This window comes from Pseudarthrobacter sp. NPDC058196, from assembly GCF_042882685.1.
Lineage (GTDB): Bacteria > Actinomycetota > Actinomycetes > Actinomycetales > Micrococcaceae > Arthrobacter.
Genome location: NZ_JBHVVN010000003.1, coordinates 121296 through 143345 on the forward strand (window position 1 = coordinate 121296; position 22050 = coordinate 143345).

A 22050-nucleotide genomic window follows, 5' to 3' on the forward strand; every position below is an offset into this window, starting at 1 on the left:
CCTTTTTCTGTCCTGCCGCCTGCCGCTCCCTTCAGCCTGCCGCTTCCAGGGCAGCCACGATGGAAGGGAGCAGGGCACGGAAGGCCTTGCCGCGGTGGCTGATGGCGTTCTTTTCGTCGGCGGACAGCTCGGCGCAGCTGCGGTTCTCGCCGGCCGGCCGCAGCACGGGATCGTAGCCGAAGCCACCGGCGCCCCGGGGTTCGCGCAGGAGGACGCCCTCGAGCTGGCCGTACTCCACCACTTCACGGCCCGGTCCGGCGGTGCCGGCAGGGACCGCCAGGGCCGCCGCGCAAACGAACGCTGCGCCGCGATGCTCATCGGGAACGTCCGACAGCTGGTTCAGCAGCAGTTCGAGGTTGGCGGCGTCGTCGCCGTGCCGTCCCGCCCAGCGGGCGGAGAAGATGCCCGGCGCCCCGCCCATGACGTCCACGGCAAGCCCGGAGTCGTCGGCGATGGCCAGCAGGCCGGTTGCCCCGGCTACGGTGCGCGCCTTCAGCAGAGAGTTCTCGGCGAAGGTCACGCCTGTTTCGACGACGTCCGGCGCACCTGCCGCCGCCGCGTCCACCACTTGGGTGTCGACGTCGAGCCCGGGCACCTGGCCGCGCAGCAGTTCACGGAGTTCACGCAGCTTCCCTGCATTGTGCGTGGCGAGCACGAGCCGGGGTGCGGGTGTGCTCACAGGGTGTCCGCGAGGGTTTCGCGCTGGATGGCGGCAAGCTGCGTGGTGCCCAGCAGGGCCAGGTCCAGAAGCTGGTTCAGCTCCTCCCGGTCAAACGGGGCGCCTTCCGCGGTGCCTTGGACCTCGACGAACTTGCCGGATCCGGTGACCACGACGTTCATGTCGGTTTCGGCCCGCACGTCCTCCACATACGGCAGGTCCAGCATGGGAACGCCGTCGATGATGCCGACGGAGACGGCAGCAATGGTGTCCAGGAGGGGCTGGGCGTTTTTGGAGATCAGCTTGGTATCGCGGGCGAACCGGATAGCGTCCGCCAGCGCCACGTAGGCGCCGGTGATCGCGGCGGTGCGTGTGCCGCCGTCGGCCTGCAGCACATCGCAGTCCAGCACGATGGTGTTTTCGCCCAGCGCCTTGGTGTCGATGATGGAGCGCAGCGAACGCCCGATCAAGCGCGAGATCTCGTGGGTGCGGCCGCCGATCTTGCCCTTGACCGATTCCCGGTCCGAGCGCGTGTTGGTGGCGCGGGGCAGCATGGCGTACTCGGCGGTGACCCAGCCGCGGCCTTCGCCCTTGAGCCAGCGGGGAACGCCGGCAGTCAGGGAGGCCGTGCACAGCACCCTGGTGTTGCCGAACTCGATCAGCGCCGATCCTTCAGCCTGGTTGGACCATCCGCGGGTAATGCTGATGGGCCGGAGCTGGTCGGGGGCGCGGCCGTCGGCGCGCACAATGGGCACTGCAGTTGCTTCAGATGTCATGCCTTTAGCTTATCGAGTGCCGCTTGCAGCTAGATCGTGTAGTGGACACCGGCGACGGCCACGGCCACATCGCCGGGGAAAACCGGGCGGGCCTCGGCCATGACGGTGGTGGGTGATGTCCACACCGGAATGTGGGTCAGCAGGAGCCGGCGGGCCCCTGCCACGGCTGCGGTCTCCCCGGCCCGTTTTCCGGTCAGATGCACGTCCTTGATGCCGTCGTCGCGGCCCTCTTCGAAGGCTGCCTCGCACAGGAACAGGTCCGCGTCCTTGGCGGCTTCCTCAAGCCCGGCACAAGAGTCGGTGTCGCCGGAATACGTGAGTGTCCGGGTGACGGGGACGCCGTCCTTGCCGGGTTCCACCACCTCCACCCGCAGGGCGTAGGCCTCCTCGATGGGATGGTTGACGGCGAAAGGCGTAACTGTAAACGGCCCCACGGTCACGGGTTCGCGCTCGGTCCAGTTGCTGAAGTCGAATTCCTCATGCATGCCGGGATCCGGGTCCAGGCCGTAGGCGGTGGCCATCCGGTTGGCCGTCGCCGCCGGGCCCCAGACCGGGATGCGGCCGCGGCCCCAGCCGCCGGGCTTCCAGCGGATGGCGACGTGGAGCCCGCACAGGTCCATGCAGTGGTCCGGGTGCAGGTGGGTGAGGAAAATGGCGTCGATGTCCTCAAGGTCGGTGTACCGCTGGATGGCGCCCAGCGCACCGCTGCCGAGGTCCATCACCACCTTCCAGGTGCGGTCGCCGTCCGTGGCGGTCAGCAAGTAGCATGACGCCGGGGAGCCGGGTCCGGGGAACGAGCCCGTGCACCCCACGATGGTCAGCTTCACGGCCGGGGCCCTCCGGCTCGGCCGGCGTCGGCGAATCCGCCGCCCACGAAGTTGGAGATCCGGGGGCGTCCGCGCGCGGCCTGGGCTGCGGCGATCATTTCCGGTGTAATTCGGGCCAGGCTGCCGGTGGGGTATTGCGCGGCGACGTGGTCCACGTGCCGGACCGAAAGGACTTCGGGGCCCAGGAACCTCCGGGCCAGCGCCTCGAACTGGCCGGCGTCGCCGGTGGCCACGAAGTGGTGCTCAGGCGGCGAGGCGGACGGGCGCTGCAGATTATGGGTGGCCAGCGCGCGGTAGACGTCCTTGGCCGTCTCCTCGGCGCTGGAGACCAGCGTGACGTCCCCGCCCATCACAAACGAGATGACGCCGGTCAGCAAAGGGTAGTGCGTGCAGCCCAGAACCACAGTGTCCACCCCGGCGGCCTTCAGGGGCGCCAGGTATTCCTCTGCGACAGCCAGCAGCGCCGGCCCGGTGGTGATGCCGGCCTCGACATAGCTGACGAATTCGGGGCAGGCCACGGACGTGATGTCCAGGTCCGGGGCGGCGGCGAACGTGTCCTCGTACGCGCGCGAGCCCACCGTGGCGGAGGTGCCGATCACGCCGATTTTCCCGCTGCGGGTGGCGGCGACGGCGCGCCGCACGGCAGGCTGGATGACCTCGATGACGGGGATGCCGTATTTGGCGGTGTACCGCTCGCGGGCGTCCCGAAGGACCGCGGCCGACGCCGAGTTGCAGGCGATGGTAAGCAGCTTGACACCGGAGTCCACCAGCTCGTCCATCACGCCCAGCGCGTTGGCACGAACCTCGGCGATGGGCAGCGGACCGTACGGCCCGTGCGCGGTATCGCCGACGTAGAGGATTGACTCGTTGGGCAGCTGGTCAATGATGGAGCGGGCCACGGTGAGCCCGCCAACACCGGAGTCGAAGACGCCGATGGGCCGGGTTTCCGGTGCGGCGGCCGGGAGGTCGCCGTCGCCGGCAGGCTGCGCATCCAACGTCGGGTCCGTACTCGAGGCTGTTGTCATGATTATTCGAGGATAGGTCTTCCCGGAAGGCTCAGCCATCATCTTGTGTCCAGCGACTCATGTCGAATGTGTCACAACCAAGGGCCTCCCCCTGGCCGCCCCAGCTCACCGGCGGGTTTCCAGGGACTGCAGCATGGCCTGGACCACGGACTCTTGAAGCCAAGTGGTGAAGTTGTAAACCAGCGCCAGGTAGCTTTCCACATCCTCGGCCTGGGACCAGTCCTGCATGCGGTGGACGTGTTCGGCGTCCGCCTCGTCGCGGATGTCCAGACGCTCTGCCAGGACGAGCCGGACGTCATTGAGCGCCATGGACCAGTACTTGGCCCCCTCCGGCGTCAGGACGATCTCGTCCTTGTCCAGGTCCAATGCCGCCGCACGGAGCGCGCCAATCTTGGTTTCCCGCAGCGAACGCTCGGTGAGCTGGCGGAACTCCAGGGACGCGGCGTCGTCGTTCTTTGAGACGTTGGGAAGGAGCCGCTTGACCGCGCGGTCCGTAGGTTCGGCAACGTCCATGTCCAGGCCGATGAGGGCAGCCAGCGGATCCTGTCCGTCGCGCTCCTCCGGCTGGAGCATGGAGATGACGTCGTCGATCAGGCTGCGCAGCAGGTCCCGTTCGGCAGGTTCCAGGAACCCGGTGATGCCCTTGAGGCCGTATTTGAATGCCTTAGCCACGCTTCCCCTTACCCTGGCCCGGACCGCCGGACTTTCCGGCTTTGCCGCCGTGGCCGCCGCTGGCCTTTTCCACCGTGGCCCACAGCCCGAAGCCGTGCATGGCCACCGCGTGGCGTTCCACCTGTTCCTTGCTGCCTGAGGCAACGATCGAACGGCCCTTCTTGTGGACCTCCATCATGAGCTTGTTGGCTTTGGTCTCGGAGTAGCCAAAGTAGCTTTGGAAGACGTAGCTCACGTAGCTCATGAGATTGACGGGATCGTTCCAGATCACCAGGTTCCAGGGGATGTCCGGAGCGGTGAGGGAGTCGGTGGACTCCGCTGTGCCGGTCCGGATGCCCTCCCGTGTGTCGGGGCCGGGCGCAACGCTTATGGTCATCTGTCCATTCTATGGGCGGGAGGGGCCCACGACGGCGAGGGAGCCGGTGGGTGGGCCCACGACGGCGAGGGCCCCACGTCGAAGCGAAGCGAGACGAGGGAGCCGTCGGGGACTAGAGTGACTTTCGTGAGCACCTCCGCCGGCTGGGACCATCCCCGCACGTCCTTTTACACCGACCATTACGAGCTGACCATGTTGCAGGCGTCCCTCCATTCGGGGGCGGCGCACCGCAAATCGGTGTTCGAGGCCTTCGCCCGGCGGCTGCCGGACGGCCGGCGCTACGGAATTGTGGCGGGTACCGGGCGCCTGCTGGAGGGCATCGCAAGCTTCCGGTTCGGCGAGGCCGAGCTGGACTTCCTGGAACGTACCCGGGTGGTCAACCAGGAGACGCTGGAGTACCTGGCCAACTACAGGTTCTCCGGGGACATCTGGGGCTACGCGGAAGGCGAAGCCTACTTCCCCAACTCCCCCATCCTGATCGTTGAGGCCTCCTTCGCTGAGGCCTGCATGCTGGAAACCTACCTGCTCTCCGTCCTGAACCACGACAGCGCCATCGCCTCCGCCGCGTCCCGGATGGTCAGCGCGGCCGGCGGCCGTCCGTGCATTGAAATGGGTTCGCGCCGGACACACGAGGAAGCTGCAGCGTCCGCCGCGCGGGCTGCGGTGATCGCCGGCTTTGACAGCACCTCCAACCTGGAGGCGGGCGCACGCTACGGCATCCGCACCGTGGGTACGGCCGCGCACTCGTTCACGCTGCTGCACGATACCGAGCGGGAGGCCTTCGAGGCACAGATAGCCTCGCTGGGCGAAGGCACCTCCCTGCTGGTGGACACGTACGACGTCGAAAAGGCGGTCCGCACGGCCGTGGACCTGGCAGGGCCCCGGCTGGGTGCCGTCCGCCTGGACTCGGGCGACCTCGTGGCCCAGGCGCAGTGGGTGCGACGCCTGCTGGACGACCTCGGCAACGAGCACACGAAGATCGTGGTCACGTCCGACCTCGATGAATACGCCATCGCGGCGCTGCAGTCCGCTCCCGTTGATTCCTACGGAGTGGGGACCTCCCTGGTGACCGGCTCCGGGGCACCGACCGCCAGCATGGTCTACAAACTGGTCAGCCGGACGGACGACGCCGGAACCTTCGTGTCCGTGGCCAAGGCGGCCAAGAACAAGGCCAGCGTGGGCGGCCGGAAGTATGCCCTGCGGAAGCTGGACGAGCGCGGCACCGCCACCGCCGAGGTGGTGGGGGTGGGCCACCGGCCGGAGGATGACGGCAACGACCGGCCGCTGCTGGAGCAGTTCATGAAGAACGGTGAACTGCTGCCGGGCTGGACCGGGCACGAAGGCGTGGTCCGCGCACGGCAGCGCCACGCCGATTCCATGGCGGAACTGCCTCCGGTGGTGAACCGCCTTCAGCGGGGCGAGCCCGCCATCCCCACTTTCTATGAAGACCACTGAGGAGGACTGATGTCCCGCGCCCTGATCATCGTCGATGTCCAGAACGATTTCTGCGAGGGCGGCTCGCTCGCCGTGGACGGTGGTGCGGCTGTGGCCGGCGCCGTCAGCGAGTACCTGGACGCCCACCACAGCGAATTCGACTATGTGGTGGCCACCCAGGACTGGCACATCGATCCGGGCAGCCATTTCTCCGAAACTCCCGATTTCAAGGACAGCTGGCCCCGGCACTGCGTGGCGGGCACCCGGGGCGCCGAGCTGCACCCGGACCTGGACACCGAGTACATCGACGCGTACTTCCGGAAGGGGCAGTTCGCGGCCGCGTATTCAGGGTTCGAGGGCCTGCTGGCTCCCGAGGACGCCGTTCCCACCGGGGAGCGCCAGGCCGGCGGAATGGCCGGCTCCGCGGACGCGTCCGGAGTGGACGAAGACGCGATCGGCCTGGATGACTGGCTGCAGGGCCATGACGTCGAGGACGTGGTGGTGGTGGGCATCGCCACCGACTACTGCGTGAAGGCCACCTCGCTGGACGCCGTCCAGGCGGGCTACGGCGTCACCGTGGTCCGGTCCCTGACGGCAGGGATTGCCGAGGACCTCGAAGACGCCGTAGCCGAAATGGAACTGGGCGGCGTGGATTTCGCCTGAGCCCTATTTGCGGCCGATGAACCAGTCCTGAAGCTTCCGCAGCCTGGACTGCAACTGTTCCTCGTTGGCCTGTGCCACCGGGGGGCCGCCGCACACGGTGCGCAGCTTGGTATGGACCACGCCGTGCGGGGTGCCGGTCCGGGCCGCCCAGGCGGCCACGTTCTTGGCGAGCTCATTGCGCAGGTCCATCAGCATCCGGTGGTCCGGGACGGCCGGAACCTGGCTTTCGGCGGCCGGGGCCTTCCGGTTCTTCCGGTTGAGTTGTTCGTGCTGGCGCTGGCGCAGGAGCGTCCCCACCTGCTCGGCGTCAAGCAGGCCCGGGATTCCCAGGAAGTCCATTTCGTCGTCGGACCCCACCTCGCCGCCGGTGCCGAACTCGCCGCCGTCAAAGAGGACCCGGTCGAAGGAGGCCTGCGAGTCCAGTGCCTCGAACTTGCCCTTGGTGAGGCTGTCGGAGGCCTTTTCTTCCCGGTTGGCCTCCTCCATCAGCGAGTCTTCGGGGTTGAAGAGTCCGTCGCCGTCCTCTTTTTCCGGCCGGTCCAGCGCGTGGTCGCGTTCCATTTCCATGGAGTTGGCCAGTGCCATCAGCTGCGGCACGGACGGCAGGAAGACCGATGCCGTTTCGCCCCTCTTGCGGGCACGCACGAAGCGTCCCACGGCCTGGGCAAAGAACAACGGGGTGGAGGTGGACGTCGCGTAGACGCCCACGGAGAGCCGGGGCACGTCCACGCCTTCGGACACCATGCGGACGGCAACCATCCAGCGCTTCTCGCCGGCGGAGAATTCCTCGATCTTGCTGGACGCCTTGGCGTCGTCGGACAGGATGACGGTGGGCGACTCACCGGTGATCCTCTTCAGCTGCCCGGCGTAGGCGCGTGCGTCTTCATGGTCCGTGGCGATGACCAGTCCGCCGGCGTCCGGTACGGTGCGCCGGACTTCGCTGAGCCGCTTGTCCGCACCGGCCAGGACAGCGGGGATCCACTCCCCCGCCGGGTTCAGGGCCGTCCGCCAGGCATGGCTGGTGATGTCCTTGGTGACTGCCGCCTCACCAAGCGAGGCGGCCATCTCTTCGCCCGCGCTGGTGCGCCAGCGCATCTGGCCGGAGTAGGCCATGAACATCACCGGCCGGACCACGTGGTCCCGCAGGGCGTTGCCGTAGCCATAGGTGTAGTCCGCCTTGGAGCGGCGGATGCCGTCGCGGTCCTCCGCGTATTCCACAAACGGGATCGGCGAGGTGTCCGAACGGAAGGGCGTACCGGTCAGGGACAGCCGCCGCACCGCGGGGTCGAACGCCTCGCGGAGGCCGTCGCCCCAAGACAGGGCTTCGCCGCCGTGGTGGATCTCGTCGAGGATCACCAGCGTCCGGGCGGCCTCGGTCTTGGCGCGGTGCAGCATGGGCTTGCTGGCCACCTGGGCATACGTCACGGCAACACCGATGAACCCGCGGCCGTGCTGGCCGTCGGAGTTCTTGAAGTTGGGGTCGATGGCGATGCCCACCTTTGCGGCGGCGTCAGCCCACTGCCGCTTCAGGTGGTCGGTGGGTGCCACGATGGTCACCCGGTTCACGGCCCCGGAATCGATCAGCGTCGAGGCAACCCGGAGCGCGAACGTGGTTTTACCGGCGCCGGGGGTTGCCACCGCGAGGAAATCGCGGGGACTGTTCGCCAAGTAGAGGTCGAGGGCTTCCTGCTGCCAGGCACGGAGTTTGGGCGCGGTTCCCCAGGCTGCACGTTCCGGATAAGCCGGAGGCAGGGTGGGGCCGCCAAAGAGCGTCTCCGTCACTACTTGTTGTTGCCCGAGTCTCCCGGACCCTTCCCGCCGTCGTTGCCCGGCCGGAGGCCCTCATAGACTTCCTTGCACTCAGGGCATACCGGGAACTTCTGCGGGTCCCGGCCCGGCGTCCAGACCTTGCCGCACAGCGCGATGACGGGCTCGCCCGTCATCGCGGACTCCATGATCTTTTCCTTGCGCACGTAGTGGGCAAAGCGCTCCCGGTCGCCCGGTTCCACCTCCTGGCGCAGTTCCTCGCGCTCAATGGTGGCCGTGGACGTTCCAGCCCCGGAAAGCTCGCGCATCGGGTCGTTTTCGAGAGGGTCCGTCATGCTAGTCATGGCATCCATCTTAGCCTTTCCGGCGGCCGGGCGTTCGACGGCGGCACGCCCGCGCCTGGGTACGGCACCGGCCGCGGTCATGCCTTTTGAGCACGTAACGGAGGGCGACGTACGCCGGCTACAGCCCCTGCCAGCCGGGCTTGTTCTCGTAGGTGTGGCGGTAGAAATCCGCCAGTTTCAGGGCCGACGCGGCGGCCTCGTCCAGCAGGACCGTGGCATGCGGATGGAACTGCAGGATGGAGGCCGGGCAGATGGCCGCCACCGGGCCCTCCACGAAGTCGCGCACAGCTTTGGCCTTTTGCGCGCCGGTGGCGAGGAGGATCACGTGCCGCGCTGCCATGATGGTGCCCAGGCCCTGGGTCAGTACGTGGTGCGGGACCTCGGCGAGGCTGTCGAAGAACCTGGCGTTGTCCCGGCGTGTCTGTTCGATCAGGCTTTTGATCCGGGTCCGTGAGGCGAAGGACGAGCCCGGTTCGTTGAAACCGATATGGCCGTCCGTCCCCACGCCCAGCAGCTGCAGGTCCACACCACCGGCCGCGGCGATGGCGTGCTCATACGCGGCGCACGCTGCCGGGATGTCCTCGGCGGTTCCGTCCGGTCCGTGGACGTTCTCCGGCACGATGTTCACCCGGTTGGTAAATTCGCGCCGGATCACCTCCCGGTACGACTCCGGGTGGCCCTCGGGGAGGCCCACGTACTCGTCCAGCGCGAACCCGGAGGTCCTGCTGAAGTCCAGGCCCTGCTGGTGCCGGGCCGCGAGTTCGTCATAGACGGGCAGGGGTGAGGAGCCGGTGGCGAGGCCAAGCACCGCATCGGGTTTGTGCCTGACCAGTTTTTCGATGGCGTCGGCCGCGAGCCTTCCGGCCTGCCTGCTGCCGCCGAGAATGACGATTTCCATGCTCTTCCCTCCCGGGCTTGTCAGCGGTTGACGGAAACCTGCGCCAGGAGTTCCGGGCCCCTGGCGTCAAGCCATTTGCCGCCCAGGCGCACACCCGCCACGAAGAGGACCAGGCCCAGGATGACGCCCACGGCCAGGTTGATCCACCCGAACAAGGCCCTGCCCGTCACGGCGTGTGCCACCAGCAGGGCTGCCTCGGGGAGCACCAGGACCAGCAGGACCAGCATTCCCACAAACTGCACGGCGAGGGTCTGGCCGACGTTCCCGGGCGGCTTCTTGAACGGGCTGTCGCCGGGCAGCGGAACCGTGACCGTGTACCGGGCAGATACCACCGAAGACAAGCCGAGGCCGCTGAAGAGGATCCCCAGGCTGAGCCCCAGCTGGCCAGGCAACGCAGCCCAGTCGCGGGTAAGCGCCGCAGCCCCCACCGCGAACACCAGGACCACCGGCAGGGCGAATGCCAGGCAGGCAAGGGACCGGCCCAGCCGGTCCGCCACGCCGCGGACGCCGGTAGCCACGTGCAAGGCAAACCCGGTGTTGTCATAGGACACGTCCGCGGAGATGGACCAGGCGAGGATGAACGCCGAGACCGGGGCAAGGAAGGCCACGCCCTCGTAATGGCCTGTCTGCGCGCCCTGGAACAGCATGATCACGGGAAGCAGCGGGATCACCACGAGGGAACCGGAATACCGCGGGTCCCGGAGCCAGTAGGTAAGGGACCTCGCCATCACCGCGCCCGCCGGGGTAGCCGGAAGTACCCCGAGCAGCCCAAGGCGGCCACCCTTCCGTTTACCGGCACCGGCGTAGGGCGGGGTGACGAGGGCCCTCACCAGCAGCAGCTTCCAGCACCAGGCCAGGCCGGCCAGGACCGCCACTGACACGAGCAGCTTGACCGCCGCACCGGGCCGGCCGGCAGCGACGTCACCGCCGAGCGCCCACGGCGCGCCGAGCGGAGTCCAGGACAGGGTCCCGGCGAAAGCCGGCAGGAATCCCGTGGATGCCGACACTCCGCGGCCCACTGCCGCCACGATGGGACCAAGCAGGACCAGGGGAACCATGAAGGCGATGGCGCTGATGTCCTTGAATCGCCGGGACGCAGCCAGGCTCGCCGTGGCGGTGGTGACAACCTTGGCCAGCACGACGCACGTCATGACGCCCAGGCACGCGCCCACGAGGGCCGCGAGCGCGGGCAGGACACCGCGGGACCAGGTGGCTACCGTTGCCAGGGCGACCAGGGCGGTGGCAAGGCCCGGGATGCCGATCAGGCCGCCAAGGGCAAGGCCCGCCAGAAGCTGTTTCATGGGAATGGCAAATGTCGTGAAGCGGGCCGGATCCAGTGTCATGTCCGTGGCGGAGGCCACCACCGGTATGACGCCCCAGCCGAGCACGGCGGCGGAACCGCCCAGCACCACCGCCGTGTGGGCGGTTCCGGTGCCGGCGTTCCGCAGCAGGACCAGGGCGATGATGAGCACGGCCACCAGCCCGAGCGCATAGAGCCCTGCGATGGCCATACCCACCAGCTGCCAGGGGCTGCGGCGCAGTCCGTTCCGCAGGAGCGTGAGCTTAAGCCTCAGAAGGTGCGCAACCATTCGAGCCCTTCCGTGTGGCTGTGACCGCCCACCAGCTGCACGAACCGGTCTTCGAGGGAAGCGCCGGCCCGGACCTCGTCCACGGTCCCTGCGGCCAGGACCCGGCCGCGGGCCACCACGGCAACGTGGTCGCACATGCGCTGCACCAGGTCCATCACGTGGCTGGAAACGATGACGGTGCCCCCGGAAGCCACGTACCGGTCCAGGATGGAGCGGATGTTCGCGGCGGAGACCGGGTCCACCGCTTCAAAGGGTTCGTCCAGGACCAGGACCCGCGGGGCGTGGATCATGGCGGAGGCAAGGGCGATCTTCTTGGTCATGCCGGCGGAATAGTCCACCACCAAAGTCCCGGCGTCCTGGGCCAGGTCCATCGCCGCGAGGAGATCTGCCACCCGGGCCGCCACCACGGCCTTGTCCATGCCGCGCAGCAACCCGGCGTAGGTAATGAGCTGTTCGCCGGTGAGCCGGTCGAAGAGCCGGACACCGTCGGGCAGGATCCCCATCAACCGCTTTGCCTCCAGCGGATGCTGCCAGACATCCACCCCATGGACCACGGCCGTGCCAAAGTCAGGGCGCAACAGCCCCGTGGCCATGGACAACGTAGTGGTCTTGCCCGCACCATTGGGACCCACGATGCCGAAGAATGAGCCTGCCGGAACCTCCAGGCTGATGCCGTCCACCGCAATCTTGCCGCCGAACCTCTTGGCCAGCCCGCGGATGGACAGGGCCGGGATGGGCCCGGAATTCGACACCTGGTCAGGGATCGGAGCAGTCATGGTGCCAGCCTAGCCCGCGGAACGGCGCCGTGCGGGGTGCGAGACTATCGTCATGGACATTGCGCTGGGCCTGCTGGTGATCGTTGCTGTGGTGTGCGCCGGCAGCGCCATCGGCCGCAGATTCAATATCCCCGTGCCGTTGCTGCTGATCCTGGCCGGCGTGGCGGGCTCGTTCCTGCCTTTCATTCCACCTGTTGAGCTGAATCCCGAACTGGTGCTGGTGGGCCTGCTGCCTCCACTGCTGTATGCGGCGGCGTTCCGGACATCGCTGTTCGACTTCAGTTCGAACCGCCGGTCCATTGGCCTCTTGTCCGTGGGGTACGTCATCTTTGGCACCCTGGCCGTCGGGCTGGTGGTGTGGTTGCTGTTCCCGGAAATCCCGCCGGCCGCCGCCATTGCACTGGGTGCAGTGGTGGCACCCCCGGACGCGGTGGCCGCTACCGCCATCGCCAGGAAGGTGGGCATGCCCCGGCGGATCGTCAACATCCTCGAAGGCGAGTCGCTGCTCAACGATGCCACCGCGCTGGTCTGCCTCCGCGCCGCCGTCGCGGCAATCGCCGGATCCGTCTCGGCCCTGGATGTGGCCGGAGGCTTCGTGCTGGCCGCCGGCGGCGGCCTGGTGGTGGGACTCGCCGCCGCGTATCTCCTCACCGAAATCCGGAAACGGATCAGCAACGTCGCCATCAACACCTCGGCGTCGCTGATGGCTCCGTTCGTTGCGTTCCTCCCCGCCGAAACCATCCACGCATCAGGGGTGCTCGCCGTCGTCGTTACCGGCCTGGCCATGGGAACCAAAGCACCCTCGATGCCCAACGGCGCTGCGCGGCAAAGTGCCCGGAGCAACTGGGACACCGTGCAGTTCCTCCTGGAGAACGCGGTGTTCCTGCTGATCGGCCTGCAGGTACGGACCATCATCGACAGCGTCCAGGATGACTCGCTGGGTGCCGGCCGCGTGTGGCTTGGCTGCGCCGTGATCCTGCTGGCCGTCCTGGTGTTGCGCCCGGTTTGGGTCTTCCCGGCCACCTACCTGCCGCGGCTGATTCCCTCGGTGCGGCGGAAGGACCCGGCCCCGCCCTGGCAATTTCCGGCCATCGTGTCCTGGGCGGGCATGCGCGGCGTGGTCACGCTGGCCGCCGTCCTGACACTGCCCGATGGCCTGGAGCACCGCAACGTGCTGGTCCTGGCAGCCATGGTGGTGGTGGCCGGCACCCTGGTGCTGCAGGGATTCACGCTCCCCGCCCTGGTCCGTGCCCTGGGTGTGCCCGGGCCGGACAGGCGTGAAGACGCTTTGAACCAGGCCTCACTGATGCAGCTGGCCACCGCCGCGGGAATGGACCGCCTGGACCAGCTGCGGCGCGAGAGCGATCCCCCGGAGGTCATGGACATGTTGCGGCGGCGGACGCAGGAGCGCGGCCTGGCCGCCTGGGAACGCCTGGGCCGGCCGGCGGCGGAGTCAAGCACACCCAGCCAGCGTTACGCCCAGCTGCGGATGGCAATGCTGGAAGCCGAACGGGACAAGGTCCTGGAGCTGCGCCGCGGCGGCGACTTCGCCCATGAAGTCCTCAGCGAAGTCCTCGAACGGCTGGATATAGAGGAGTCCATGCTGGACGCGTCCCTCAACGAGCTCGATTCGGCCGCGGACGCCGGCGGCGGCGAAGGATTGGCCCAGCCCGGGGGCGTCTGCGACCACCTGACAGCGGCCATGCTGTCCCCGGTCCCCGACAACCCGTCCTGCGCAGGTTGTGAACTGGAGGGGACCACCCCGGTGCACCTGCGCATGTGCCTGGCGTGCGGGCAGGTGGGCTGCTGCGATTCGTCCGCAGGGCGGCACGCCAGCCGCCACTTCAAGGAGGCGGGGCACCCCGTCATGCGAAGCATCGAACCCGGCGAACAGTGGCGCTGGTGCTATGTGGATGACCTGCTGGGCTGACCCGCACCGGACCGGTTCCGCTTACCGGGCCCTGCGGATGCGGATAGGGCCCTTGGCTGCTGCCGGATCCACGACGGCACCGCCTTGGGTGATCTCCACCTCGCCCGCGTCCACCAGCCGGCGGGCAGCCTGGCGCGCAGCCTCCATCAGTCCCCGCCAGTCCGCCCCGCCAACAGCGCGGGCAGCGTCCGACGGGCAGATGCTGGACGTCGCGGCCCGTGATGCCAGCAGCTGCAGGATGCTGGCTTCGAGCTCACCGTCAACGGAGGACGGCCCGTGGTCCTGTTGCCGGTTGTCCATGGCTCAGGCGGCCATCAGAAGGTGCGCCGCGGCACTGCGCGCTCGTACTGGGGCGGCCAGCTGATGTCGTAGCCAAGTTCGAAGGCCGCGCGCAGCCACCAGTGCGGGTCGCGGAGGGCCGCCCGGGCGATGAAGACCCCGTCCGCCTGTCCGGTGGCAATGGCGTGCTCCGCCTGGCCCGGGGTGGTCAGGAGTCCCACCGCCCCGGTGGCCACGTGCGCCTCCTGCCTGATGGCTGCGGAGAAACCTGTTTGGTAGCCAAGGCCCGGTTTGATCTGCTGGTGCGCCACAGCCCCGCCGCTGGACACGTCCACCAGGTCCACACCGTGGGCGGCAGCTTCACGGGCCAGGCGGACCGAAGCCGCCAGGTCGACTCCGCCGGGCGCCCAGTCGGTGGCCGAGATCCGGAGCAGCAACGGCATGGAATCCGGAATGACGGCCCGGACGGCGTCGATCACGGCAATGGTCAGCCGGTTTCGTCCGGTTTCGTCACCGCCCCACTCGTCGTCGCGTTCGTTGATCAGCGGGCTCTGGAACTGGTGCAGGAGGTAGCCATGCGCGGCGTGGATCTCCACGGTGTCAAAACCGGCGTCCACGGCGCGGACCGCCGCGGCGGCAAAGTCGGCGATGACGCCGCGGATTTGTTCCAGGGTCATGGCCGCAGGGGCCGCATACCCCTCGAAGGCGGTTCCGGACGGGCCGACGGTGGGCCAGCCGCCCTCGGCGGCCGGAACGCTGCCCTGCTTGCCGGAGAACGGCCAATAGGTGGACGCCTTCCGGCCCGCGTGGGCCAGCTGGACGCCGATCTTGGCATCGGCGGCCCCGTTCCGGTGGACGAACGACGTGATCCGCTGCCAGGCCCCGGCCTGCTCGTCGTTGTACAAGCCCGCATCGCGGGGGCTGATCCGGCCCTCGGCGTTGACGGCTGCCGCTTCGGTGAGGATCAGTGCGGCGCCGCCCGTGGCAAACGCGCCCAGGTGCACCAGGTGCCAGTCGTTCGGAACCCCCGGGCCGTCGTCGGGATCGCAGCTGTACTGGCACATGGGCGAAACCCAACCCCGGTGCTGCAGCTCCAGCGACCTCAAGGCCAGCGGCTGGAACAGGGCAGGCACTAGAACAACACCCGTGCGAGCGCCTGGCGCGCCTTGGCCACGCGCTCGTCTCCGGCGCCCACGACGTCGAACAGTTCCAGCAGCCGGACGCGGGCTGTTTCCCGCTCCGGGCCGAAGTTCCTGCCGATGAACGCCACCAGGCGGTTCAGGGCGTCGTCCACATGGCCGCCCGCCACGTCCAGGTCCGCCACCGCCAGTTGAGCGTCAAGGCTGTCCGGCTCGTTCGCCGCGCGGGTGCGGAGGGCTTCGCTGTCCTGGGCGGACAACGGCTGCAGCCGGTCCATCAATTCCACCTGCGCCAGCCCGGCCTTCGCCTCGTGGTCCGAGGGCATTTCCCGCAAGGCCTGCCGGTAGGCCTCCGCGGCGGCGGCGTAGTCGCCGGCTTCGATGGCATCGAAAGCGGCCTGGTGCAGCGGCGGGAGCGGCGCGGGTTCCTGCTCTCCGGCCGGCCCCCCGTCGAGGCTTCCGGTCACACCGTTGGCCGCCGCCACTTTGAGGAGCTCATCGAACAGGCCGCGCACCTGCTGCTCGTCCGCGGCGCCTTGGAAGAGCGGCACCGGTTGCCCCTTCAGGACGGCGACGGCGGTGGGGACGGCCTGCACCTGGAAGGCTTGGGCAAGCTGCGGGAAGGCTTCGATGTCCGCCGCGCCCAGGACCAGGCGGCCCCCATAAGAGGCAACCACGCGCTCGAGGGTTTCCAGCATCCTGCCGGACTCCGGTGAGTAGGAGGCCCACAGGGCAAACACGACGGGGACCTGGGCGGACAGTTCAACGAGCTGCTGGAAGTTCGCCTCGGTGACGTTGACCGTGAGCTCCGGTCCGCCTTCCCGTGCCTCCTGGCCAGGCACCGGGCCCGGCGCGGCTGCCGGGCCGGACGGTGCCGCGGGAGCTGCGGCGCCGGCGGGAGCCGCGGGCCGCTTCAGCGAGGAAAGGTCGACGGCGCCGCGCAGGTTAAGCAGGTTGGCAGCGGCAGGAGGGACTGGGCGGGAAGCTGGCGAACTCATGTTTCCCACTCTAGCCACTCCGGCCGCTGGCGGTGGTAATACAGTCAGGGGCCTACTTGAAGGTGGCCCCCACCAGGCCGCGGGTGGCGGCAACGAGCTTCATCGGGTCCGTGGATCCCGCCGGCGGCACGTACACTGCCATGGATTCGGCGAAGCTCAGGACCATGCCGGTGCTGGTTTCCTTGCCGCCGGCCAGGGCCGCGGCGTCGTCACCAATGCTGAGCTTGTCACCGGCAGCCTTGGGGGTGCCCTCGAAGCCGAAGTTGATGCGGCCCAGGACGAGTGCCCCGCCGTCGGAAGTACGGAAAACCACTGTGCTTTCCGGCATCACCTTGTGGGTGAAGGAGAAGTTGCCGTTCTCGCCGGCCTTCACCACCTCCGCCTGGTAGGACAGGGTGTCAGCGATGTACGGCGAGGACGAACCCTCCACCAGCTTGTCCTTGAACGGCGAGTCCGCGGAGGTGAGCCTGTCGGCCAGGCCGGACATGGCTTCCTCGCCGCTGTAGAGCAGCCCCGACTTGTCCGAGGCGGCCAGGGTCTGCGTACCGCCGCGGCCGATGGTGGGGAACGTGGTGCCCGGCTGAAGGGGGGTGGTCTCCATCAGCTTGTAGTTCTCCCGCGGGGACTGCTGGACCAGCGTCAGGATTTGCGGTACCACGTTGCCGTCGCCCTGGGTTACGGCCAGCACCTGCCTCGGCCAGTCACGGCCACTGGTGATCACGGTGGTCAGCAGCTTCGTGGAGCGGACAGGCATGCGGGGCTCGTACGAGCCGACCTGGGAACGGATCTTGTAATTCTGGGTCCGGATTTCCAGCTCGGGTCCGGCCACGCGGTCGGCGAGCTTCGCTGCATCCTTGGCGGCGTCCCCGGCGTCGGTGGCGCTCGAGACCTGCTCCAGGATCCGCCGGAACTGGGCTTCCAACAGGACCGGAGAACCGGTTCCGTCCTTGGCCGCCGGTGACGACGCACTGCCCGAAGGCTGCGGGCTGGGGCTTGCCGCCTGCGCAGCGGTGCCGGATCCCGCCAGGACCACCGCCGCCACACCTGCGGCCACCATGGTGGCCTTGGTTGGGGACTGCGCCTGCGAACGGGCCCGGGCCCGCCGGGCGTAGCCGCTGCCGCCGCCCTCGCCGCCCTCGCCGTCCTTGGTCCGCGCGGACACCAAAGCGAGCACGACCCCGCCCACCACCAGCAATCCGCCGATGACCATCAGCGGAACAGCCCACGGGGTGGACGTATCGTTCGGGAACGTGATGGACACCGACGCGGGGGCCGCCTTGGTGCCGTCGGCGGCAAGCAGGAGGCTCCAGTCGCCGTCAGCCGGCGGGGTCCACGTGTAGTCCAGTTGGCCGCTGGCATTCTCATTTGACGCCCAGAGGTCCGAGCCCGCCGGGTTGGGCGCCGTGGCGTCGCCGTCGGCATGCTCTACCTGGAGGGACTTTCCGTCCTCCGACACCCCGTTGATGGTGTTATGGGCGGTCTTTCCAACCCACGCGTTGACGTCGTCGGGCCGGCCCGTTGCCAGCATGAAGTTGCCGTCGCCCTGAACCGAGATCTTCACGGTTCCGCCGTGCAGTGTGCGCAGCTTCTGGTCAATGACAGTCAGGGGGGCCGCAGCGGCGTCGGCCGGTACGGACGCAGTGAACGTCTCGGAGGGAGCCCAGATGGTTCTCTGGCCGATGCCGGCCAAAAGTGTCAGGAGGCCGAGCAGCACAAGTGCGGCTGCAGTCTTTAAACGCAAGGGAAACACCTATCATCAGCGGGGGTTTACCTTCAATAGTAACCTTTTTGTTACCAGGGACCCCGAATCCAGGCTCCGGGCGGGCAGCCCGAGGGTCCACCGGCGGCGCCTTCGGCTGTTGTTGACAAGCCTGCTGATAGTGTTTGCGATGATCATCACACCGGCCCGCGAAGGCGGTGCCACGCACGGAACAGGCCCCAAAAACCAGTGACTGACAAGACGGACCCGTCCTCCCCGGCAGCCGAAAATTCCGGGGAACCGGGCAGGGCTGTCCCGGCCCCGGCTCCGCAGGCCATGGCAGCTGCCCGACGCCGGGGCGGCGCCGCGGCGGCCCTTGGCCAGGTGGTCCGCCGGCTCAGCCAGCCGTTGCCCGGCGCCCAGCCGCGGCTTCGGTTCGAAATGCCGCCGGAATTCGGCGGCCAGGCTCCCGAGACGGAGTACGACGGCGAGGATGAGCCACAGTTTGGGCATCCGGGGCCGCGCATGTCCCCCCAGCATCCGCTCTACATGGGATTCATGGGAACGGTGGGCGTGGGCCTGGCGCTGCTGGTCTACTGGATCGGATCACACACCACGCAACTGTTGCTGTGGATTGTTGCCGCGCTGTTCATCGCCCTCGGCCTGGAACCGGTGGTGGGCTGGCTCGAGAACCGGAAGATTCCCCGGCCCGCCGGAATCCTTGTGTCGGTGGCCGTGCTGATGGGCGCCGTCGTCGGGTTTTTCGCCACCCTGATCCCCACGATCGTTGAGCAGGTCTCCGAAATCGTGCGCCAGGCACCGGACTGGGTGCGCAACTTCATGGATTCGGATTTCTTCCGCAGTGTCGATGACCAGTTCGGGGTCAGGGACCGCATCACCGAGGAACTGAACAAGTTCGTCAACGATCCGGCAGCCATGGGCGGAATCTTCGGCGGCGTCGTCGGATTTGGTTCAACCCTTGCCAACAGCCTTTTCGGCACCCTGATCGTGCTGGTGCTGAGCCTGTATTTCCTGGCGGCCCTGCCGGCCATGAAGAAGTGGGGCTACCGCCTGGCGCCGCGTTCCCGCCGGAAGCGGGTGGCCGCCCTCTCGGAGGAAATCACCAGGTCGGTGGGCAACTACGTCATCGGCCAGGCCTGCGTCGCCTTGCTCAACGCCACCTTCGCCTTCATCGTGATGTCCATTGTCGGCGTACCGTTCGCCCTGCTGCTGGCATTCGTGGTGGTGCTGCTCGCCTTCATTCCGTTGGTGGGCGGCATGATCGCGGGCATCGTGGTCACGCTGGTATCCCTCACGCAGGGCTGGCAGACGGCCGCGGTTTACGCGATCTGCTACTTCGCGTACCTGCAGTTCGAGGCCTACTTCATCTCCCCGCGCATCATGCAGAAGGCAGTGGCGGTCCCGGGCGCGGTGGCGGTGATCTCGGTCATCGCCGGCGGCAGCCTGCTGGGTGTCCTGGGCGCCCTGATTGCGATCCCCACCGCGGCCGCCGTACTGCTCCTGGTCCGCGAAATCTACATCGCGCGCCAGGACCAGCACTAGCGGACGCCGCCCCGTCCCGGGGGGGACGGAACCCCGTGGGCGCACCCTCAGGACGCGGCGGTCGCCGTCGGGCCGTCCCACTCCAGCGGAAGCGGCCTTCCGGATCCTTCGGGACTGACGCGGGCGACGATGTCGTTCAACACCCGTGCGGCGTACTTCTCGCCCACCCACAGGTGCTTGGCGCCGGCCACGCCCACGACGTCCGCCTGGGGCACCAGGCTGAAGCGCCCGGCGGCCTCGGCCGGCTGGAGGAAGTCATCGTGCTCCGGCACCAGGACGGTGAGGGGCTTGCCGGATTCGGCCCATTGCTGCAGGTGCTTGTCAGTGGCGCGGTGCAGCGGAGGCGAGAGCAGCACCGCACCCTCGATCTGGCCGGCCACCGGCTCAACAGCGCCGTACATCAGCGCCAGTTCCGTTCCAAAGGACCAACCCACCAGCCACCGGTTGGGCAGCCCGCGGTCGACGGCGAAACGCACGGCGGCCTCGACGTCGTACCGTTCCCCAATGCCTTCCTCGAAGCCGCCGCTGCTGGTGCCGCGGGGTGAGGCAGTGCCACGGGTGTTGAACCGGAGGACGGCGATGCCGGCCAATGCAGGGAGGCGGTAGGAGGCCTTGCGGTAGACGTGGGAATCCATGAAGCCGCCGTGTGTGGGCAGCGGGTGCAGGGTAATCAGCGTGGCGATGACCGGGCCGCTCTCCGGCAGTGCCAGTTCGCCCACCAGGGTGTGGCCGTCCTCCGTCTGCAGCTCGATGTTCTCGCGCCGGGCGGGCAGGACGGTGGAAGCACGGATGGGAGCGGGTCCCTGGGCTTGGGTGAAGTGGAACGACGCCGGATCAAAAGTCATGGTTTCCAGCTTAGCGACCACCGGGTGGCCGAAGCCCGGACGGGCCGGGCACGCAAGCGCCGCCCGCCCGGTCAGTGGTACCGGTAGCTGCGGGACATCCAGCAGTTGGTGTGCCAGTGCCGCCGTTCGGCGAGGCCGGCCGCCGCCCCGAAGAGGTGGTCGTCCTTCCAGACCACCAGGTGCGCAACGCCGGGCATGACGGCCGTGGAGCACTCCGGGCAAATGTAGGTCTTCTCCGCGTTTTTGGCGGTCATGGTGCGGACCATCCATTCGCCGTCCGGGGCGCTCTCCCGGCGTGCGATGCCGGCCCGGGCCCGTTCCAGGTCGAGTTCCGGGACCTCCTGGCCCTTGCGCCCCGCTCCCCTGCCGGAAGCGCCCTTGCCGGAAACAGGACGGCGGGGACGGTTCGAACGCGGCATGCATCCATTCTGCCCCAGCCGCCCGCCGGCAGGCGCCTCCGTGCACTCCCGGCCGGCCGTCGTCGGCATGGCCCCTGCGGCTCCACGCGGTAGTCTGTACGGCGTGCGACTCGTCATAGCCCATTGCTCCGTTGATTACGTTGGCCGGCTCAAAGCCCACCTTCCCCTCGCTACCAGGCTCCTGCTGGTCAAGGCCGACGGCTCTGTGCTGGTGCATTCGGACGGCGGTTCCTACAAGCCGCTGAACTGGATGAGCCCGCCTGCCACACTGCGGGTTTCATCCCCCGACGAGGTGGACCTGGAACTTGGCGTAGTGGAGCAATGGACCGTGCAGTCGGCCAAGACCGATGACCGGCTCATCATTAACATCCACGAGAAGATCACCGAATCCTCGCACGACCTCGGGGTGGATCCCGGGCTGATCAAGGACGGCGTCGAGGCCGACCTGCAGCGGCTCCTGGCCGAGCAGATAGAGACGCTGGGCGAGGGATATTCCCTGATCCGGCGCGAGTACTTCACCGCGATCGGACCGGTGGACATCCTGGCCCGTGACGCGGATGGCGCCACCGTGGCCGTGGAACTGAAGCGGCGGGGTGACATCGACGGCGTGGAGCAGCTGACGAGGTACCTGGAGCTGCTTAACCGCGATCCCCTGCTGGCGCCGGTCCGCGGCATCTTTGCGGCCCAGCAGATCAAGCCACAGGCCAAGGTGCTCGCCAACGACCGCGGCATCGCCTGCGTGACGCTGGACTATGACGCGATGCGCGGCGTGGACGACAGCGAATCCCGGCTTTTCTGACCGGATGGCCCGTTGCTTTGGGCACCTAATAATTGGCCTGAAATCCCGGAGCATCATTGTCACCTGGTTTTTACCTAAATTTTATGCATTTTCGTGTTCGGGCCGTTGACCTGCGGGAATGGGCATGAAATTCTGGTCTCAGTCTTTGTGTAGGTGTTTTTCATGCTCGCAAGACATGTTGCGAGCGCGAAGCTCCTGCAGGGCCGGACCTTTATGGCAAGGCAATCCAGGATTCTTCTCGCGGAGTGACCAAGGTCGGCACGAGGTGTGCCGGTCTTAAAAAGTTCCACAATGAGGAGAAATAAATGGCACAGGGAACTGTGAAGTGGTTCAACGCTGAAAAGGGCTTCGGCTTCATCACCCCGGATGACTCCGATGGCGATGTCTTCGTTCACTACTCCGAGATCCAGACCGGCGGCTTCAAGACCCTCGACGAGAACCAGCGCGTTCAGTTCGAGATCGGCCAGGGCGCCAAGGGTCCCCAGGCTACCGGCGTAACGCTCGTCTAGTCACCCTGCGCGGCCGCCCGGCGGCCGTCAGCGACGCATATGATCCCCGGCAGGAATGCCGGGGA

At 67.9% G+C, this 22050-nt stretch carries 23 protein-coding genes; 6 read left to right on the forward strand and 17 right to left on the reverse strand.

The annotated features are described in order from the left end of the window. Window positions 1–31: 31 nt before the first annotated feature. From rdgB to clpS, 6 genes are all read right to left on the reverse strand, one after another. On the reverse strand, window positions 32–679 hold the full coding sequence (rdgB, locus tag ACFVVC_RS05605; protein WP_387450047.1) for an RdgB/HAM1 family non-canonical purine NTP pyrophosphatase: 648 nt from the start codon (window positions 677–679) through the stop codon (window positions 32–34). Next, window positions 676–1434: a ribonuclease PH gene (gene rph, locus ACFVVC_RS05610; RefSeq protein WP_387450050.1), complete on the reverse strand. Its 759-nt coding sequence runs from the start codon at window positions 1432–1434 to the stop codon at window positions 676–678. Before rph ends, rdgB begins: the two co-directional genes overlap by 4 nt. Before the next feature lie 29 nt (window positions 1435–1463). After that, a complete protein-coding gene (locus tag ACFVVC_RS05615; protein ID WP_285247583.1) occupies window positions 1464–2261 on the reverse strand; it encodes an MBL fold metallo-hydrolase in 798 nt (265 codons plus the stop codon). After that, window positions 2258–3286, reverse strand: a complete 1029-nt coding sequence (murI, locus tag ACFVVC_RS05620; protein ID WP_387450052.1) for a glutamate racemase — start codon at window positions 3284–3286, stop codon at window positions 2258–2260. The genes ACFVVC_RS05615 and murI overlap by 4 nt, the downstream gene beginning before the upstream one ends. A gap of 105 nt (window positions 3287–3391) precedes the next feature. After that, a complete protein-coding gene (locus ACFVVC_RS05625) occupies window positions 3392–3958 on the reverse strand; it encodes a DUF2017 domain-containing protein (RefSeq protein ID WP_387450054.1) in 567 nt (188 codons plus the stop codon). Beyond that, window positions 3951–4334, reverse strand: a complete 384-nt coding sequence (gene clpS / locus ACFVVC_RS05630; protein ID WP_387450056.1) for an ATP-dependent Clp protease adapter ClpS — start codon at window positions 4332–4334, stop codon at window positions 3951–3953. Before clpS ends, ACFVVC_RS05625 begins: the two co-directional genes overlap by 8 nt. Window positions 4335–4460: 126 nt before the next feature. Between clpS and ACFVVC_RS05635 the strand changes: the two genes are divergently transcribed. Then, entirely contained in the window at window positions 4461–5789 is a 1329-nt protein-coding gene (locus tag ACFVVC_RS05635) for a nicotinate phosphoribosyltransferase (RefSeq protein ID WP_387450058.1), read from the forward strand. A gap of 9 nt (window positions 5790–5798) precedes the next feature. Next, window positions 5799–6431 carry an isochorismatase family protein gene (locus tag ACFVVC_RS05640; protein ID WP_387450060.1) on the forward strand — a complete coding sequence of 211 codons (633 nt, stop codon included), beginning with the start codon at window positions 5799–5801 and terminating at the stop codon, window positions 6429–6431. A gap of 3 nt (window positions 6432–6434) precedes the next feature. On the opposite strand, the gene ACFVVC_RS05645 is transcribed toward ACFVVC_RS05640, so the two are convergent. The 5 genes from ACFVVC_RS05645 to ACFVVC_RS05665 all read right to left on the reverse strand — a co-directional run bounded on the left by ACFVVC_RS05645 (window position 6435) and on the right by ACFVVC_RS05665 (window position 11805). Then, entirely contained in the window at window positions 6435–8213 is a 1779-nt protein-coding gene (locus ACFVVC_RS05645; protein ID WP_387450062.1) for a DEAD/DEAH box helicase, read from the reverse strand. Beyond that, on the reverse strand, window positions 8213–8551 hold the full coding sequence (locus tag ACFVVC_RS05650; RefSeq protein WP_110541018.1) for a DUF3039 domain-containing protein: 339 nt from the start codon (window positions 8549–8551) through the stop codon (window positions 8213–8215). Before ACFVVC_RS05650 ends, ACFVVC_RS05645 begins: the two co-directional genes overlap by 1 nt. A 109-nt stretch (window positions 8552–8660) precedes the next feature. After that, complete coding sequence (gene nagB / locus ACFVVC_RS05655; RefSeq protein WP_387450064.1) at window positions 8661–9440, reverse strand: glucosamine-6-phosphate deaminase; 780 nt, start codon at window positions 9438–9440, stop codon at window positions 8661–8663. Between the two features lie 20 nt (window positions 9441–9460). Then, window positions 9461–11029, reverse strand: coding sequence for a transporter (locus ACFVVC_RS05660; protein WP_387450066.1), 1569 nt, complete (start codon window positions 11027–11029; stop codon window positions 9461–9463). After that, complete coding sequence (locus tag ACFVVC_RS05665; RefSeq protein WP_387450068.1) at window positions 11011–11805, reverse strand: ABC transporter ATP-binding protein; 795 nt, start codon at window positions 11803–11805, stop codon at window positions 11011–11013. The genes ACFVVC_RS05660 and ACFVVC_RS05665 overlap by 19 nt, the downstream gene beginning before the upstream one ends. A 52-nt stretch (window positions 11806–11857) precedes the next feature. Between ACFVVC_RS05665 and ACFVVC_RS05670 the strand changes: the two genes are divergently transcribed. Continuing rightward, window positions 11858–13735, forward strand: coding sequence for a Na+/H+ antiporter (locus ACFVVC_RS05670; protein WP_387450070.1), 1878 nt, complete (start codon window positions 11858–11860; stop codon window positions 13733–13735). 21 nt (window positions 13736–13756) lie between these two features. Here ACFVVC_RS05670 and ACFVVC_RS05675 read toward each other — a convergent pair whose 3' ends face one another. Genes ACFVVC_RS05675 through ACFVVC_RS05690 form a run of 4 tightly spaced genes read right to left on the reverse strand, consistent with a single transcriptional unit; the run spans window position 13757 to window position 17865 of the window. Further along, entirely contained in the window at window positions 13757–14035 is a 279-nt protein-coding gene (locus ACFVVC_RS05675) for a DUF3253 domain-containing protein (RefSeq protein ID WP_387450072.1), read from the reverse strand. A gap of 14 nt (window positions 14036–14049) precedes the next feature. Beyond that, entirely contained in the window at window positions 14050–15147 is a 1098-nt protein-coding gene (locus ACFVVC_RS05680; protein WP_387450074.1) for an NADH:flavin oxidoreductase/NADH oxidase, read from the reverse strand. After that, window positions 15147–16151 (reverse strand): co-chaperone YbbN, encoded by a 1005-nt coding sequence (locus ACFVVC_RS05685; protein WP_387450076.1) that lies wholly within the window; start codon window positions 16149–16151, stop codon window positions 15147–15149. Before ACFVVC_RS05685 ends, ACFVVC_RS05680 begins: the two co-directional genes overlap by 1 nt. Before the next feature lie 52 nt (window positions 16152–16203). Continuing rightward, window positions 16204–17865, reverse strand: coding sequence for a hypothetical protein (locus tag ACFVVC_RS05690; protein WP_387450422.1), 1662 nt, complete (start codon window positions 17863–17865; stop codon window positions 16204–16206). A gap of 234 nt (window positions 17866–18099) precedes the next feature. On the opposite strand from ACFVVC_RS05690, the gene ACFVVC_RS05695 reads away from it, so the two are divergent. Next, window positions 18100–19413: an AI-2E family transporter gene (locus tag ACFVVC_RS05695; RefSeq protein ID WP_387450078.1), complete on the forward strand. Its 1314-nt coding sequence runs from the start codon at window positions 18100–18102 to the stop codon at window positions 19411–19413. A 47-nt stretch (window positions 19414–19460) separates the two neighbouring features. Here the strand turns inward: ACFVVC_RS05695 and ACFVVC_RS05700 are convergent, their stop codons facing one another. Next, window positions 19461–20258, reverse strand: a complete 798-nt coding sequence (locus ACFVVC_RS05700) for an alpha/beta hydrolase (RefSeq protein ID WP_387450080.1) — start codon at window positions 20256–20258, stop codon at window positions 19461–19463. 71 nt (window positions 20259–20329) lie between these two features. Further along, the gene (locus ACFVVC_RS05705; RefSeq protein WP_387450082.1) at window positions 20330–20677 is read right to left on the reverse strand and encodes an ATP/GTP-binding protein; all 348 of its coding nucleotides are present in this window, start codon (window positions 20675–20677) and stop codon (window positions 20330–20332) included. A 103-nt stretch (window positions 20678–20780) separates the two neighbouring features. Between ACFVVC_RS05705 and nucS the strand changes: the two genes are divergently transcribed. Beyond that, complete coding sequence (nucS, locus tag ACFVVC_RS05710; protein ID WP_026264238.1) at window positions 20781–21476, forward strand: endonuclease NucS; 696 nt, start codon at window positions 20781–20783, stop codon at window positions 21474–21476. A gap of 305 nt (window positions 21477–21781) precedes the next feature. Next, on the forward strand, window positions 21782–21985 hold the full coding sequence (locus ACFVVC_RS05715; protein WP_011692441.1) for a cold-shock protein: 204 nt from the start codon (window positions 21782–21784) through the stop codon (window positions 21983–21985). Window positions 21986–22050 lie beyond the last annotated feature (65 nt).